Here is a 14042-nt window from a genome sequence, read left to right as displayed (position 1 = left end):
CATTCGGCTATCCGACAGGCGGGCTTGGAAAGAGGAACAACATGCACATCCGCGACGCCACGTCCACCGACTGGGCCGGCATCTGGTCCGTCATGGAACCGATCATCCGGGCGGGGGAGACGTACACCCTGGACCCGGACAGCTCGGAAGAGTCGCTGCGCGCCAAGTGGCTGCATCTGTCCGGCCGGGGACGCACCTTTGTCGCAATTGACGACGACGGTGCGGTCGCCGGGACAGCCGAGCTCCACCCGAACTACGGTGGGGCTGCGGCCCAGGTTGCAAACGCCGGGTTTATGGTGCACCCGGGCCGCGGCGGCAAAGGCATCGCGAGGGCTTTGGCCAACCACGTCCTGGAGCAGGCGCAGGCAGACGGCTACCGCGCGATGGTGTTCAACGCCGTTGTTGCTTCCAACGTCAGGGCTGTGCGACTGTGGCAGTCACTGGGCTTCGAAATCCTCGCGACCATTCCGGACGCCTTCGACCATCCGGTTGACGGGCTGGTGGGGCTGCACGTGATGCACCGGAAGCTGGATTAGCGGGCTTTCCTGACCGTACCTGCGATGCGGTAGGAATCGTCCAGCAGCTCGGCCAGCTCCTCAGCGGAGATCCGACCCAGCCGCACCAGCACCAGCTCGGGCGAGCGTTCATGGTGCGGCGTCCAGAAGAAGATATCCGGGGACGTACCGGCGAGGGCATCGCGTTCCCGGGTCTTGACCGTGAGCACACCATCTTCCCAGATGCGGGCCATCAGGGTCCGCGCGAACCAGGCCGGATTGCCCCAGCTGAGCCTTTCGGTAACTCCGGGAAATGAGAGGCAGATGCGGCGGACGTCGTCCAGGGTTTGCATGGGACTACCTTTGCACGCCGTTGGGGGAGCGTCTACGAACCTGTCCGCAGACGCTCCTGCCGGTGCTATTTTCGGCAATGGCAGGCAGTATCCGACGGTCTGCAGATTTCCCCTGCGATGACTATTGCCAGTTTGGCGGAACGGCGGTCAAATGGAGAAGTCGACACGGCATCAGCCGTTCGCCGAAATCACTGAGGAGGCCCAGCGCGGGGTAGCTGGAGAAGGGATCTGTCATGCCGTTCTCTGCTCTAAAGCCATCGGACGAGTTTCCGAAAGATCTTTCAACCCTGTCGGAGCCGGCTCTGGAAGTTTTGCAGAGGCGGGTGAATGAGGAACTCTTTCGCGAATGCAATGAACGTCTGGTAGCGGACGCTGAAACCGTGTTTAGGTTCAACGCAGTCGCCCACGAAGTTGCCATCCGCGAAGCCTTTCGCGATCTTAAGGGTCTTTAGCCGTTGCGGTCAGCTGCGTAGAGTCCGGTCCAGTAAATCGATCCGGGCGCGGAAGGCAGAGCATCGGGGGTGCGAAGGGCCCAGCAGGTGTTCCAGAGCATCCACAGCGCCGGCATCGCCCGAGCCCATGTCCGTGGCCAGCCACCGGCTGATCAGTTCGGCGGAGCCACTGGCGCGTACGGCGGCGCCGACGGCGAGGTTCAGTTCTTCGCGCAGGAGCTCCACGCAGAGCAGACTTGAGCGGGGCAGCAATGGCGCACTATAGGCATCGAGCGCCTCGCGTAGCTTGCCTTGGCGCAGCAGTTCCATCACCTGGCGGGCATCTGAACCCCGTTCCTTTGACCCGGTCAGCCTGTAGGGCGACGACGCGACGGCATTGCCGAGCGCAGCTCGGATCCGGTGCATTTCTATGCGGACCGTTGAGGGCGTGCCTGTGTCGCCGTACAGCTCGAACGCAAGCTCGTCCGCGCTCCAACCCTGTCTGCGGGAATCCAGCAGTGCCAGGATCTCGGCCCGTCGCAATGTCAGGGGAACCTGCGAGCCATTGGCTAGCACTGCGGCAGGCTTGTCGCCCAACAGTTCCAACCGCACACCCTCGGACGATTGCTCGGCGGCAGGCCCACGGGAAGCCTTGCGGCGCTCCGGTGGAATGGCGGAAGCTGTAGCCCGCGCGCCGTCGTCGTGCTTTGCCAGCAGTTCCTCGGCCACCCGGACGCCGCAGCGCACCATGCGCAGACTGTCCGTGGTCAGCGTGTCCAACGGTCCGGAGACATCCAGCACTCCGAGGATGCGGCCGGTTCGCGGATCCCGGATCGGCGCCGCCGTGCAAGCCCATTCGTGGTGGGTGCGGACCAGATGCTCGGCGGAGAACAGCTGGACCGGAGCGCCCGTGGTCAGAGCCTGGCTGATGGCGTTGGTACCGATGCCGGCCTCGGACCAGTCCGCACCCTCGATAAACTCCAGCGAGTCAGCCCTGCGCAGCACCGAGGCACTGCCGATCCGCCACAGCACCTCGCCCTGCGCATCCGTGATGATGAGCAGGTGCCGTCCGTCGACGCCATCTTCGGCCAGCAGGTCTGTGAGCGCGGGCAGCGTTGTCTGGAGACGGTGGCCGCGGCGGAGATCGGCGACGTCGGCCGGATCGTGCAGGTGCCGGGGGCTGTGCTGATCCGGGTCGATGCCCAAGGCCATGGAGCGACGCCACGAGGCGACCAAAGCGGAAGGAATTTCAGGACGGTGCACCCCGCCGATGACCTGTTCGTGCGCGGTGCGCAGCAACCGGGCGTACTCACGCGGCGCAGTGAAACGCAGCCCCGGTTCCAACGCAGCACCCGTAGTTGGATAGGGCGGGCTTGCAGGCAACCGTGGCTCCTTCGTTCGATGCCAGCCGGAGTGAACGGGGTGCGGCCGCCGTGTAACGCCGTTGCAACCCCCGCGGGCTGACACTGGTGATGTCGATCACGTTCGCACCAGCATACGCGTACCGCCGAAGCTGTTGCGACCCTCAGGACACGAGCAATTGACACAAAGGAGTGGACATGGCGGATTCACCGAACGACGTCGCGCAGGCGTGGCTGGACAACCTGGACGAAGCGCTGCAGGCCGGAAATATCGACGGCGCACTGGAACTCTTCGATGACGAGTGTTTCTGGCGGGACTTTGTTTCCTTCACCTGGAACCTGAAGACCCTGGAAGGCAAGGCGGAGATCCGGCGGATGCTTGAAGCCAGGCTGGCCGATGTGCAGCCCTCCGGCTGGAAGCTGGCGGAGGTCGCCACCGGGGACGCGGCGGCGACCGAGGCCTGGGTCAATTTCGAGACCGGGACCGCCCGAGGCTGGGCCCATCTGCGGCTGCGCGACGGCAAATGCTGGACCTTGCTGACCACCATGCAGGAGCTCAAGGGGTTCGAGGAGAAAAAGGGGCCAAACCGGGACAAGGGCGTAGCGCACCACATCACCAAGGGCCGCAAGTCCTGGCTGGAACTGAAGGAGGAGCAGGAGGCCCGGCTCGGCTACGAGGAGCAGCCCTACACCGTGATTGCCGGCGGTGGGCAGGGCGGGATCGGGCTGGCGGCGCGGCTGCGGCGGCTCGGCGTGCCCACCATCATCATCGAGAAGAACCAGCGGCCGGGGGACTCCTGGCGCAACCGGTACAAGTCCCTGCACCTGCACGATCCGGTCTGGTACGACCACCTCCCGTACCTGAAGTTCCCGGATGACTGGCCGGTCTTCGCAGCCAAGGACAAGATCGGGGACTGGCTGGAGCACTACACGCGGATTATGGAGCTGAATTACTGGTCCGGCACGGAGTGCACCAAGGCCCGGTTCGATGAGGCCGCAGGCGAGTGGATCGTGGACGTTGTACGCGACGGCGAACCGGTCACGTTGCGGCCGAAGCAATTGGTCTTCGCCCTCGGCGTTTCCGGTTACCCCAACATCCCGAAGTTCGACGGCGCGGACTCCTTCCTGGGCCAGCAGCACCATTCCTCCCGGCACCCCGGTGGCGGGGACTGGACCGGCAAGAAGGCCGTGGTCATCGGCTCCAACAACTCCGCGCATGACATCTGCGCCGACCTGTGGGAGCACGGTGCGGACGTGACGATGGTGCAACGTTCCTCCACGCACATCTCCCGCAGCGAATCGCTGATGGACCTGGGGCTGGGCGATCTGTACTCGGAAAAGGCGCTGGCCAATGGTGTGACCACGGAGAAGGCCGACATGCTCTTCGCCTCGCTGCCGTACCGGATCCTGCCGGACGCGCAGAAACCGGTCTACGAGAAGATGGCAGAACGTGACGCAGAGTTCTACTCCCAGCTCAAGGCCGCGGGCTTTGACCTGGACTTCGGCGAAGACGGTTCCGGCCTGTTCGTGAAGTACCTGCGTCGGGGCTCTGGCTACTACATCGACGTAGGCGCCTCCCAGTTGATCATCGACGGCCGGGTCAAGCTGGCCAACGGGCAGGTGGACAAGATTACCGGCAATGCCGTGGTGCTCGACGACGGCACGGAGCTGGAGGCGGACCTGATCGTCTACGCCACCGGCTTCGGCTCAATGAATGGTTGGCTGGCGGACTTGGTGTCGCCGGAGGTGGCCAACCAGGTGGGCAAATGCTGGGGATACGGTTCCGACACGCCCAAGGATCCGGGACCCTGGGAGGGCGAACTGCGCAACATGTGGAAGCCCACGAATGTGGAGAACCTGTGGATCCACGGCGGCAACCTGCACCAGAGCCGGCACTACTCCACCTACCTGGCCCTCCAGCTGAAGGCCCGGATGGAAGGTCTGGAGACGCCGGTGTACGAACTGCAGCAGTCCCACCACGCGCGCTAGCCGGGCAATTCCCGTCCAGGGGAATCTACGGCAGAAGCAATAAAGAACGACGCCGGCCGGTCGCCTCACAGCGATCGGCCGGCGTCGTTTCCCGGTCAGCCTTGTGAGCGCGAATCCTAGCGCGGGCTGGACCTCGTTCCTAGGCCCACTTGTAGCCGTGGGCCTGTTCATAGGCCTCGAGCAGCCGGTGCGCCACGTGGCCCGACAGGATCAACGGGTGGATCATGAAGGCCCGCAGGGCTGCATCGCGGTCTCCATGGGCTGCCTTGATCGTCTCCTGTTCCACCGCCTTCAACTGCGCCATGAGCCCCGCCTGGTGAAGAGTCAACGGCTGCCGTACCGGCAGCGGGCGGGCGCCCTCGGCCGTCACTTCCGAAGGGACCTCTATGACGGCGTCCTCAGGAAGCTGGGGCAGGGTGGAGCTGTTGCGGACGTTCAGGATCAGCTCGGTCCGTTCCCCGGAGAGCAATCCCCGCATGGTCTGGAGCGCCACCCGTTCATACCCGCCGCCGGCCACATCGCACTCGTCCCGCGACCCGCCTTCGGGCCTGGCTTCGGCCAGATAGCCCTCTTCGCGCGACCGTCGGACAGCATCCCAGTCCTGGAACGGCGTCGGCGAAGAGTGCAGTTTGGCGTAGAGGTCCTGCTGCTGATCGTGGATGGACTCGCCGCGGGTCCGGGCTGCCCCGGCCATGGCCAGCGTCGCTTCACGGCGGAAGTAGTAGTAAAACAAATACTCGTTGGGCACGGTTCCGAGTACCCGAAGCATTGGCGCGCCGAACACCCGGCCCTCTTCGAAGGAAGCCAGCGCCCGCTCATCGGACAATAATTTGGGAAGCCGATCCTCGCCGTCGTAATTCAGGGCGCGCAGCCAGCCCAAGTGGTTGAGGCCCACGTAATCGACGCCTGTTAACCGCCCCTCCCGAAGAGGAATCCCGACAGCCTGGGACGCGCGCCTGACCAATGCGACGGGGGAGTCGCAGATGCCAATGACCTTCCGGCCAAGGATCTTGTGCAGTGCCTCAGTGACCATGCCCGCGGGATTGGTGAAGTTGATGAGCCACGCGTCCGGACAGTGGACCTGCATCTGCCGGCCGATTTCCAGCACGGCGGGGATGGACCGAAGGGCATAGGCGATGCCGCCGGCACCGGTGGTTTCCTGGCCAAGGATGTTCAGCCGCGCCGCAACGCGTTCGTCGACAGTTCGGCCGGCAGTGCCGCCGGGCCGGATGGCGCAAAAAACCACATCCGCACCGGCCAGAGCGTCCTGGAGGTTTTCGGTCAGCGTGAACCGGGGAGGCTGGGCGCCGCCGGGCAGGGGAAGGTCACCGAGTACGCGTGCGATGGCCTGAAGCCTGCTGCCGTCCGTGTCCTGCAGCACCAGCTCATCTATGAGCCCCGCGTAAGGTCCGGTGGAAAGGGCGCGGTAGACCAACGGCACCCGGAAACCTCCGCCGCCCAGAATTACCAGCTTGACCACAGCACCCCTTTGAGACGATTTACCCGGCTGGATCAAAAATGACAGCCAGCCCCCTGCTTGTATTGTGCCAGTATGACCAACATCCTCAACCAACCACACGGATATGACCCGCTGGCTGCAAGCCGCACGCCGGAAAGCCCGGCTTTCGACCTGCTGCTGACGGGTCCGGTCTTTCTGGACATTATCTTCACCGGTCTCAGCTCCCTGCCGGAGCCGGGGGAAGAATTGTGGAGCGAGGGAATGGGATCCTGCCCCGGGGGTGTGGCGAACCAGGCCATTGCCGCCAGCAGGCTGGGATTGAACACCACGCTCGCCGCGGCTTTTGGGGACGACGCGTACGGCGAGTTCAACCGCGACACCATCGGCGCGCAGGAGTACGTTGACCTGTCCCTGTCGCGGAACTTCCCCGGATGGCACTCGCCGGTTACGGTCTCCCTCTCCACCACGAGGGACCGTTCGTTTGTTACGCATGGGCACGCCGCCCCGCTCAGCGCATCCGAACTGGTCGGCAATCCGCCGCCGTGCAGGGCCGCCATCACGTCGCTGGCGCCGGACCTGGAACCGTGGGCACTTGCCGCTGCGGCAAACGGGACAAAACTCTTCGGCGATGTTGGCTGGGACCCCACCGGCCAGTGGTCTAAGTCCACCCTGGCCAATCTCGAAAGATTCCACGCCTTCCTGCCGAACGACGCGGAGGCCATGCGCTATACAGGAACCGACGATCCGTGGGCGGCACTGTATGCCCTCGCGGACCGGGTTCCGGTGGCCGTGGTGACCTTGGGCTCGCGCGGGGCGATTGCCATCGATTCGATCACCGGCGAAGAGGACTGGGTTCCCGCACTGCCGGTGAAGGCCTACGACTCCACCGGTGCAGGGGACTGTTTCAGCGCGGCGTTCCTGATGGGCACGCTGGCCGGATGGAGGCTGGCCGACCGCCTCGCATTTGCCAATCTGTGTGCTGCTCTGTCTGTCCAGCAATTCGGCGGATCGCTCGCGGCGCCGGGCTGGGGCGACGTGGCGGACTGGTGGCAGCGGGTCAACGATGCGCGCGAGGGAGTCCGCGGCCAGTGGCTGCGCCGGTATGCCTTCCTGGAAAAGATCGTCCCCGAGATTCCGCCGCTGGCAGTCCGCCGGGCCACCGCCACCGTGGCGCGGCATTCGGACGTCTGACGTGGGCCGGGGGCGGGCCTGAGCCGGATTCCGGGCTGCTGATGAAAGAATGGACTGGTGAGTTCTCCAGCAGGCATGAGTTATGACCGCCAGGCAGTAATTGACCTGGACGCCATCCGGGCCAACGTCCGGCACTTCCTCGAGATCGCCGCCCCCGCGCGGGTGATGGCCGTGGTCAAGGCGGACGGCTACGGACACGGCGCCCTTGAGGTTGCCCGCGCGGCGTTGGAAGCCGGGGCAAGCTGGCTTGGCACCGCGCACATTTCCGAAGCGCTCAAACTGAGGTCGGCGGGCTTCGACGCCCCGATCCTGGCCTGGCTGCACACTCCCGACAGCGATTTCGACGCCGCCATCAACGCGAACGTGGATCTGGGCATATCCGGCTGGGAGCTGGAGTACGTGGCGGCGGCGGCCAAGCGGCAGGAACGGCCGGCGCGCGTGCAGCTCAAGATCGATACCGGCCTGGGCCGCAACGGCTGCCCGCCTGCCCAATGGGAGCCGCTGGTCAGCCGGGCCGTGGAGTTCCAGGAGGAAGGGCTGCTGCGCGTGGTCGGGGTCTTCTCGCATCTGGCCGTCGCCGATGAACCGCACCGGCCGGAAACGGATGAGCAGATTGACCGGTTCCGGGAGGCGGTGGCGGTGGCCGAGAACGCCGGCCTGGACCTTGAAGTGCGCCATCTGGCGAACACGCCCGGGACCCTGACCCGACCGGATTCGCACTTCGACCTGGTGCGGGTTGGCCTTGGCCTGTACGGTCTTTCACCTTTTGAAGGGCAGGTGCCGGAGGAACTCAAACTCAAGCCGGCGATGACCCTGCGTGCCCGGGTGGCCAACTGCAAACTCGTTCCCGAGCACCAGGGTGTTTCCTACGGCCTGCGCTACCACACCGAGGAGCCCACAACCCTGGTCCTGGTGCCGATGGGATACGGCGACGGCATTCCCCGCAGCGCCAACGGAGCCCAGGTTGCCATCGGCGGCAAGCGCTACGACGTGGTGGGCCGGGTAGCTATGGACCAGTTCGTGGTGGACCTGCGCACCTCCGAGGCCGAGGACCTTGTCGGCGCGGAAGTCATTCTGTTCGGCCCCGGCGAGGATGCGCCGGGGGCGGAGGACTGGGCCGCAGCGGCCGGGACCATCAACTATGAGATCGTCACCAGGGTCAGCCCGCGCGTGCCCCGCGTCTACATCGGCCAGGACCTCGCGACAGGTGCGGCGGCCGGCATGGAGCCTTCCGTGGACTTCACCGCGAATTACGACGGCGGGGCCTCCGCCGCTGCAGACGGCAGCAATGGCGCGGGGGACCGCGAGTGACTGAACCCGAGGAACCGACACAGATGTGGGAAACGGAGTATTCCGTAGCCAGTGCGGAAGAAACCCAGGCTCTGGCCGCCCGGATCGGTGCACAGTTGCAGGCCGGGGACCTGATCGTCCTGACCGGGGAACTCGGGGCAGGCAAGACCACTTTCACCCAGGGGCTGGGCGAAGGTTTGGGCGTGCGCCCCGGCATCATCTCGCCCACTTTTGTGCTGGTGCGGGTACACCCCAGCCTGGGAGACGGGCCGGACCTGGTGCACGTGGACGCCTACCGGCTGGAGTCGGCCGGCGAGATTGACGACATTGACCTGGAAAACACCCTGGACACCGCGGTAACAGTGGTCGAGTGGGGCCGCGATCGGGTGGAACACCTGGCAGAGAGCCGGCTGGACATCACGCTGGTGCGCGCCACCGGAGCTGACCTGGCCGCAGCAGAAACAAACATCGCAAAGAACGGGAGCACCGCGAGCACCGCGAGCTCAGCCAACTTAGCGGGCACAACAGACACTGCGGAAGCTGGCGGCAGCCCCGCCGTCGTACTTGATTTTGATGAACCGGACGAGGCTGAAGATCGGCAGATCCGCATCGTCGCGCACGGTCCACGCTGGGCCGGCGGCATTCCTTTCTAGGAGCCTCGCCGGAGGGTGCCTTCGTTAGGTCCATGCTCGCCCGCATGCCGGCGTTGCGGTGTCAACGAGCAGGCATGGGCAGTCCTCCCCATCGCGCGGGCACGGCCGGTCTGCCTACGCTGGAGAGCACAATTGAACGGGTTGATCGAGGAGCTCCAGCGTGGCCGGATGGGTGAAAAGGACTATCCGTCCGCCCCTCGAAGTATCCGTAAGCGCCCCCGCCGGTTGGGAACGGATCGACGTCGAACACACCGAGCTGGTTCTGGCGCTGGCCGGCATGCCCGCCGGGGTGTTCCGCCCCAGCCTCGTGGTGGTGAGCTACTTCTCCGAAGAACCGCTGCCGCGGATCGCGCTGCGTGCCGCCGAGGAGGCCCAGCAGCAGTACGAGGACCCGCTGCTGATCTCCAGCGATTACCTGGAACATTTTGGCCGGGCGGGCCGAAGGATCGAGTTCACCTACCGGATCGGCGAGACCACGGTGTTTGTGCGCCGCTGGATCCTGAAGCTCGACAGCCGCTGCCTGGATGTCATCGCCAGCAGCACGGTCGGGCAGGTGCCGCTGGTCCGGGGCAGCTTTGAGGCGATGTTCAGCTCGCTGGCGTGGGAAAGTGCTGCCGCGTGAGCGTGCTGATGCAGCCGGAGTCGCCGGCCAAGGCAGCCGATGTGCAGCCTTCTGGACCCGCAGAATCGGCGCCCGAAGACCTGGCTTCCCTCGCCGGACGCTAGGGCTACTTTTCCACCGGGCCTTGGTTGTCGGCGGATGCGACGGAAGTCTTGATTGACAGTGCCTCACGCGGCTCGGCCAGATTCGGCCGGACCGCGGCGCTCCAGCGTCCGGACATCGCCCGCGAGTTCGCCAGCTGGGGTTTCACCAATTCGCGCGGCGCATACACAACGGACAGCAGGTTCTTCCGCCACGCCATCCTGGCCGCCCGCACAACGGCCCGGATCGATGGCTGGCATTTGGGGAAGCGGACAAGCCTGCGGCTGTGGGTCGGCAACCGCTGGACCGCCGTCGTTGCGGGAAGCTCGGCGGGTGCCCTGCTACTCGGGTACGAATCCGGCCACCGCGGAACGATGGTCCAACTCGATGTCGCAGGCGTGGACGATGCCGCTTCCGTCATGGCCGCCTGGACCGGGCTCGCCCCGGCATGGCCCATGGCCGGAACCGCCGGCACCATCAACACCGTCAACAGTGGACTGTTCGAGCGCAGGCTCCAAGATGCGAAGGTGCCCGTACCTTCCAACGCGGACGGCCAGCTGCGCAGCCTGTGGCAGGAGCCTTGGTTCGTCTGGGTAGTCACCGTAGGACGGGAAAGATTCCGCCGTGGTTTCATCAACGCCGGGGCCGCCGGGCATTTCCTGTTCGGCCTGAATAACGACGGCGATGTGCAGTTGGCGCCGCAGGCCTCCTCCCTGGTTTGGCACACACTGCGCGACGCCGTGGAAGACGCACGGTTCCACGAGCTGCAGTATTGACCGCCCACATCCGGCAGTCGTCCTGGAGCCGCCGTATCGGGCAGAGGCGGTATTCGGGTTTCATCAGGGCATGGATAGTTGTCCCCATCGCGGCCGGACAGCCGTTCACATATTGTGTAAAAGGCGTCTGACGTGCATGGATAGCAATGGGACAAGACAAGCAAAGGTTGGTAATGGTCGACTGGGATATCGATGTGGCAGCAGCCAGCGGAATCGTGGCCCAAACGGTGGATGAAATGCTGAAGTTCCACCAAGTGGAGAAGGACATGCAGGCCGCGATCGACGGAGCAGCCGGGGCCAGTGCCAGTGCGGGGATTAAGGCTGCCCTCGAATCTGCCCAGAACGACTATCTGGGCCTGCTGCTCTCCAACGCAACAGCCCGTTCCACCAACGCGTGCAACGGCACTGCCCAGGCGATTAACTGGTACAACGCCGGGAACCTGGAAATGGCTGCCAACGCGCAGCGGAACGCTTCCAAGGTGCCGCAGCCATGACTGTCTCCTTCGCCAGCGTCCCGGTCTTTGCCGACCCGGATGCGCTCGAGACCCAAGCCGACGACATTGCCGCAGCCGGAACTGAAGCCAACACCATCGGTGTCAACTGCCACAGCACGTGGTCAGGTCTGGCAGCTGTTTACACTGCACCTGAGGCAGAGCAGGCCGTCCGCGCGTTCGACAAGGTCAAGGCCTACGGCGATGAAGCCCTGACGGTGTCCGGCCTCATCAAAGCGGCCCTGACTACCTTCGCGGGCCAGGTACGCGGCTTCAAGACGCGGTATGACGCCCTGGTCCTCGCTGCCGGAGCATGCACGCCTGACGGCGAGGAGCAAACCGATGAGGAAGCCGCTGCCGAACGGGAACTCCAAGGCAAGGTGAACCAGCTTGTCCGGGAGTATGAAGAAGCTGAAGCCCAGTGCATCTCGGCCATTGGAGGAGCCACCGGCCAAATCAGCACGCCGGGCTGGGCCGACGGTCTCGGTACCGGCACGACCGTCGCTGACACCATCCGGGAGCACATTCACCAATCCCCGATCCATGTGCGTAAACCCCTGGAAGTGGTGACCAGTCCAACCGTATTCGACCTGGAACTGGGCCCGCCTCTCCGGCTGGAGGGACCGCTGCACATGGATGACATGCCGTACGACTATATCGACGGCAACGGCAACAAATTCGTGAAAACCGCGTCCGGAATCCTGGCACCGGTCGGATCGGCGGTGGACGTGAACCGGCCGCCGATTGATCCGGGTGCCTACGAACGGCCGGGACCAACCCTGAGGCTGGATCCGGACGCAGTTGTTCCGCCGGACTGGGCCAGGAACGCTGGCCGCGGACTGTTTGTGGTGGACGCTGGCCTGACGGTCTGGGAACAAGGATCGTCACAGTACAACGAGGATCTGGCAAGCCATCCGGACTGGGACAGCGGACAACGTGCCGCCAGCGTGACGGAAAATGTGGTCATTGTCGGTGGCATGTCGTTAGCCGGTGGTGCCGCGGGTGCCTGGGCCGGGGCGAAGGGCGGCGCGCTTCTGGGCGGCGCCATCGGCTCCATCTTCCCCGGGCCCGGCACGGCAATCGGCGGCGTTGTCGGCGGTATCGTGGGGGGTCTAGCCGGCGGTATCGTGGGCAGCGGCCTCGGTGAAAAAGTCGGCGAAGGGATCAAGAGCGCGTGGAACTCTCTGTGGGATTAATGGCCATCGCGGCAGGTGCCGCCATGGTGCTGGCCGGCTGGAGGGCCTACTCCGGCCGCTGGCGCAGATGGCTCGCCTACGGCGGCTTGTTCCCGAACCTGCGCAGCTACCCGGGGCTCGGCCTGCTCTATGGCGGAATCAGTTTCCTGCTGGCGCCCGCGGCGGCGTGGGCCTCTGAAGCCGGTGCACCGAAGGCAGCCGTGGCCGCGCTGGTTCTTCCCGTCATTGCCGGCATGCTGATTTGTCTGCTGAGCCTTGCCTGGCTTCCCCGCTTCATGACGCCGGCGTGGGTGCGCACCGCCGTACAGGAGCAGATGCCGCGCGTACGGCAGAAAGGGCGTTGATGAGCACGTCGAATGCCCAGGCCTTTCCACTTGAAGCTTCGGAGGACATCACGATTCCCCGCCCGGCAGACTGGACCCGCCAGGATACGGAAGGCACCGACATGGTGTTGCTGTCCCCTCCGGTCCGCGCAGGTGTGTTCCGCCCCAACGTCGTGGTAACGAGCCAGCCCTATGAGGGATCCATCGCCAAATTGTCCACCTTCGCCATGGCGGCAGCCCTCGGAGAGCTGACGAGCCCGCACCTGATTGCGTGCAACATCTGGCCGCACCCTGCCGGCGACGGACGCCAGATCGAGTACACCCACCAAATGGGCAACCAGATCCTGCATGTTCAGCGCTGGACCTTCGCCGTCGACGGCAAGGCTGTTGACGTCACGGCCACCTGCAGTTCGACCCAGCTGACCGCAATCGACGAGCTGTTCGGCTATATGGCCGCGAACATTGAATTCCGGAAGGCTGCCTGAGTGACCGAGTTTCCGCATAAAGAACCCCGGACCGAGGTCTTCGCGTCCTCCCACACGGGCGAGCAGCTTGAGCAACTCTCGGGCATCGTGGGCAAACAGCCCTACGTCTCGGACGGCCCGTGGATTTCCGCCACGGGGCTGGAGCTATTGCAGACCGCTGCCGAGGCAGGCAAGCTCGGCCGCTTTGGCATTGCCGGCAAGTCCGCCGAACTGGCACCGCTGGTGGATGCCGGGCTGCTCACGTCGAAGGGTGCGCTGACGGGACAGGGACGCCTGGTCACCAGCCCGTGGAAAGACTCGCTCGCCTCGTTGAGGATTTCGGCGCAGTTCCGTGGCCACGCTGCGGCCTTCCAGGCCTGGCTTGCGCCGGAAGGATGTCTGGTGCTGGCAGGCCCGTCCTACAGCCAGTTCCTGGCCGGAACGCCGCGTACCGGCTTCCACCAACTGGATTTCCTGGCTCTTGACCATCTGTACCCGGCCATCGCGGCCTGGACCGGAATCGCACCGGCCTGGAGCCTGGCCGCGGCGCCGCTCGCGGTGGATCCGCAGGTTCTCCAAGCCCGGTTTACCAGCGAAGCCGTTCCCGTCCCAGCGGGCGCGGATGCACCGCTGGCGAATATGTGGCGCCAGCCCTGGTTCATCTGGCAGCTGGTGCTGGAACCGTCCTCCGGCCCGCCCCTGACCTACGTCAACGCCGGCGAGGCAGGCCATTACCATCTGGGCAGGGACGACGCCGGAGCCCACCTCAATGTCCGCCCGTCAAGCAGGCTGTACCGGGACATTGCCACTGCCGTCGACCGCGCCGTCCACCGCTGACACGGGAGCTACCCAAACCGCGTAAAATGGT

At 65.3% G+C, this 14042-nt stretch carries 16 protein-coding genes; 13 read left to right on the top strand and 3 right to left on the bottom strand.

The annotated features are described in order from the left end of the window. The first annotated feature begins 41 nt into the window (after positions 1-41). Entirely contained in the window at positions 42-536 is a 495-nt protein-coding gene (locus J5251_RS18590; RefSeq protein ID WP_208574819.1) for a GNAT family N-acetyltransferase, read from the top strand. Here the strand turns inward: J5251_RS18590 and J5251_RS18585 are convergent. Further along, positions 533-847, bottom strand: coding sequence for an MmcQ/YjbR family DNA-binding protein (locus J5251_RS18585; protein ID WP_208574818.1), 315 nt, complete (start codon positions 845-847; stop codon positions 533-535). The genes J5251_RS18590 and J5251_RS18585 overlap by 4 nt on opposite strands. A 233-nt stretch (positions 848-1080) precedes the next feature. Here J5251_RS18585 and J5251_RS18580 point away from each other — a divergent pair, with 233 nt between their 5' ends. After that, complete coding sequence (locus J5251_RS18580; protein ID WP_139004672.1) at positions 1081-1299, top strand: hypothetical protein; 219 nt, start codon at positions 1081-1083, stop codon at positions 1297-1299. 9 nt (positions 1300-1308) lie between these two features. On the opposite strand, the gene J5251_RS18575 is transcribed toward J5251_RS18580, so the two are convergent. Beyond that, positions 1309-2661, bottom strand: a complete 1353-nt coding sequence (locus tag J5251_RS18575; protein ID WP_244250725.1) for a helix-turn-helix domain-containing protein — start codon at positions 2659-2661, stop codon at positions 1309-1311. Positions 2662-2837: 176 nt separating this feature from the next. Between J5251_RS18575 and J5251_RS18570 the strand changes: the two genes are divergently transcribed. After that, positions 2838-4628, top strand: a complete 1791-nt coding sequence (locus J5251_RS18570; RefSeq protein ID WP_208574817.1) for an NAD(P)/FAD-dependent oxidoreductase — start codon at positions 2838-2840, stop codon at positions 4626-4628. Positions 4629-4767: 139 nt separating this feature from the next. Here the strand turns inward: J5251_RS18570 and J5251_RS18565 are convergent, their stop codons facing one another. Then, the gene (locus J5251_RS18565; RefSeq protein WP_208574816.1) at positions 4768-6108 is read right to left on the bottom strand and encodes a 6-phospho-beta-glucosidase; all 1341 of its coding nucleotides are present in this window, start codon (positions 6106-6108) and stop codon (positions 4768-4770) included. Between the two features lie 72 nt (positions 6109-6180). On the opposite strand from J5251_RS18565, the gene J5251_RS18560 reads away from it, so the two are divergent. The 10 genes from J5251_RS18560 (at position 6181) to J5251_RS18515 (ending at position 14011) form a co-directional block, all read left to right on the top strand. Next, positions 6181-7278: a carbohydrate kinase family protein gene (locus J5251_RS18560; protein WP_208574815.1), complete on the top strand. Its 1098-nt coding sequence runs from the start codon at positions 6181-6183 to the stop codon at positions 7276-7278. 75 nt (positions 7279-7353) lie between these two features. Continuing rightward, positions 7354-8589, top strand: coding sequence for an alanine racemase (gene alr, locus J5251_RS18555; RefSeq protein WP_208576228.1), 1236 nt, complete (start codon positions 7354-7356; stop codon positions 8587-8589). A gap of 23 nt (positions 8590-8612) precedes the next feature. Further along, positions 8613-9221, top strand: coding sequence for a tRNA (adenosine(37)-N6)-threonylcarbamoyltransferase complex ATPase subunit type 1 TsaE (tsaE, locus tag J5251_RS18550; protein WP_208576227.1), 609 nt, complete (start codon positions 8613-8615; stop codon positions 9219-9221). Positions 9222-9381: 160 nt separating this feature from the next. Continuing rightward, positions 9382-9843 (top strand): hypothetical protein, encoded by a 462-nt coding sequence (locus J5251_RS18545; protein ID WP_208574814.1) that lies wholly within the window; start codon positions 9382-9384, stop codon positions 9841-9843. 152 nt (positions 9844-9995) lie between these two features. Next, positions 9996-10700, top strand: a complete 705-nt coding sequence (locus J5251_RS18540) for a hypothetical protein (protein WP_208574813.1) — start codon at positions 9996-9998, stop codon at positions 10698-10700. Between the two features lie 173 nt (positions 10701-10873). Then, positions 10874-11194 carry a DUF6507 family protein gene (locus tag J5251_RS18535; protein WP_139004678.1) on the top strand — a complete coding sequence of 107 codons (321 nt, stop codon included), beginning with the start codon at positions 10874-10876 and terminating at the stop codon, positions 11192-11194. After that, complete coding sequence (locus J5251_RS18530) at positions 11191-12387, top strand: hypothetical protein (protein ID WP_208574812.1); 1197 nt, start codon at positions 11191-11193, stop codon at positions 12385-12387. The genes J5251_RS18535 and J5251_RS18530 overlap by 4 nt, the downstream gene beginning before the upstream one ends. Continuing rightward, the gene (locus J5251_RS18525; protein ID WP_208574811.1) at positions 12366-12731 is read left to right on the top strand and encodes a hypothetical protein; all 366 of its coding nucleotides are present in this window, start codon (positions 12366-12368) and stop codon (positions 12729-12731) included. The genes J5251_RS18530 and J5251_RS18525 overlap by 22 nt, the downstream gene beginning before the upstream one ends. Then, positions 12731-13195: a hypothetical protein gene (locus J5251_RS18520; protein ID WP_208574810.1), complete on the top strand. Its 465-nt coding sequence runs from the start codon at positions 12731-12733 to the stop codon at positions 13193-13195. Before J5251_RS18525 ends, J5251_RS18520 begins: the two co-directional genes overlap by 1 nt. Then, the gene (locus J5251_RS18515; RefSeq protein ID WP_208574809.1) at positions 13196-14011 is read left to right on the top strand and encodes a hypothetical protein; all 816 of its coding nucleotides are present in this window, start codon (positions 13196-13198) and stop codon (positions 14009-14011) included. The last annotated feature ends 31 nt before the right edge of the window (positions 14012-14042 follow it).

The sequence above is a fragment of the Arthrobacter crystallopoietes genome, from assembly GCF_017603825.1.
GTDB classification, from domain to species: domain Bacteria; phylum Actinomycetota; class Actinomycetes; order Actinomycetales; family Micrococcaceae; genus Crystallibacter; species Crystallibacter crystallopoietes_B.
Note: the sequence above shows the minus strand (reverse complement) of the source record. Positions and strands in the feature narration are given on the sequence as shown.

Coding starts and splice junctions, on each gene's coding strand:
- J5251_RS18585 (WP_208574818.1), bottom strand. CDS start 847: ATGCAAACCCTGGACGACGTCCGCCGCATCTGCCTCTCATTTCCCGGA.
- J5251_RS18535 (WP_139004678.1), top strand. CDS start 10,874: ATGGTCGACTGGGATATCGATGTGGCAGCAGCCAGCGGAATCGTGGCC.
- tsaE (WP_208576227.1), top strand. CDS start 8,613: ATGTGGGAAACGGAGTATTCCGTAGCCAGTGCGGAAGAAACCCAGGCT.
- J5251_RS18580 (WP_139004672.1), top strand. CDS start 1,081: ATGCCGTTCTCTGCTCTAAAGCCATCGGACGAGTTTCCGAAAGATCTT.
- J5251_RS18530 (WP_208574812.1), top strand. CDS start 11,191: ATGACTGTCTCCTTCGCCAGCGTCCCGGTCTTTGCCGACCCGGATGCG.
- J5251_RS18570 (WP_208574817.1), top strand. CDS start 2,838: ATGGCGGATTCACCGAACGACGTCGCGCAGGCGTGGCTGGACAACCTG.
- alr (WP_208576228.1), top strand. CDS start 7,354: ATGAGTTATGACCGCCAGGCAGTAATTGACCTGGACGCCATCCGGGCC.
- J5251_RS18590 (WP_208574819.1), top strand. CDS start 42: ATGCACATCCGCGACGCCACGTCCACCGACTGGGCCGGCATCTGGTCC.
- J5251_RS18520 (WP_208574810.1), top strand. CDS start 12,731: ATGAGCACGTCGAATGCCCAGGCCTTTCCACTTGAAGCTTCGGAGGAC.
- J5251_RS18560 (WP_208574815.1), top strand. CDS start 6,181: ATGACCAACATCCTCAACCAACCACACGGATATGACCCGCTGGCTGCA.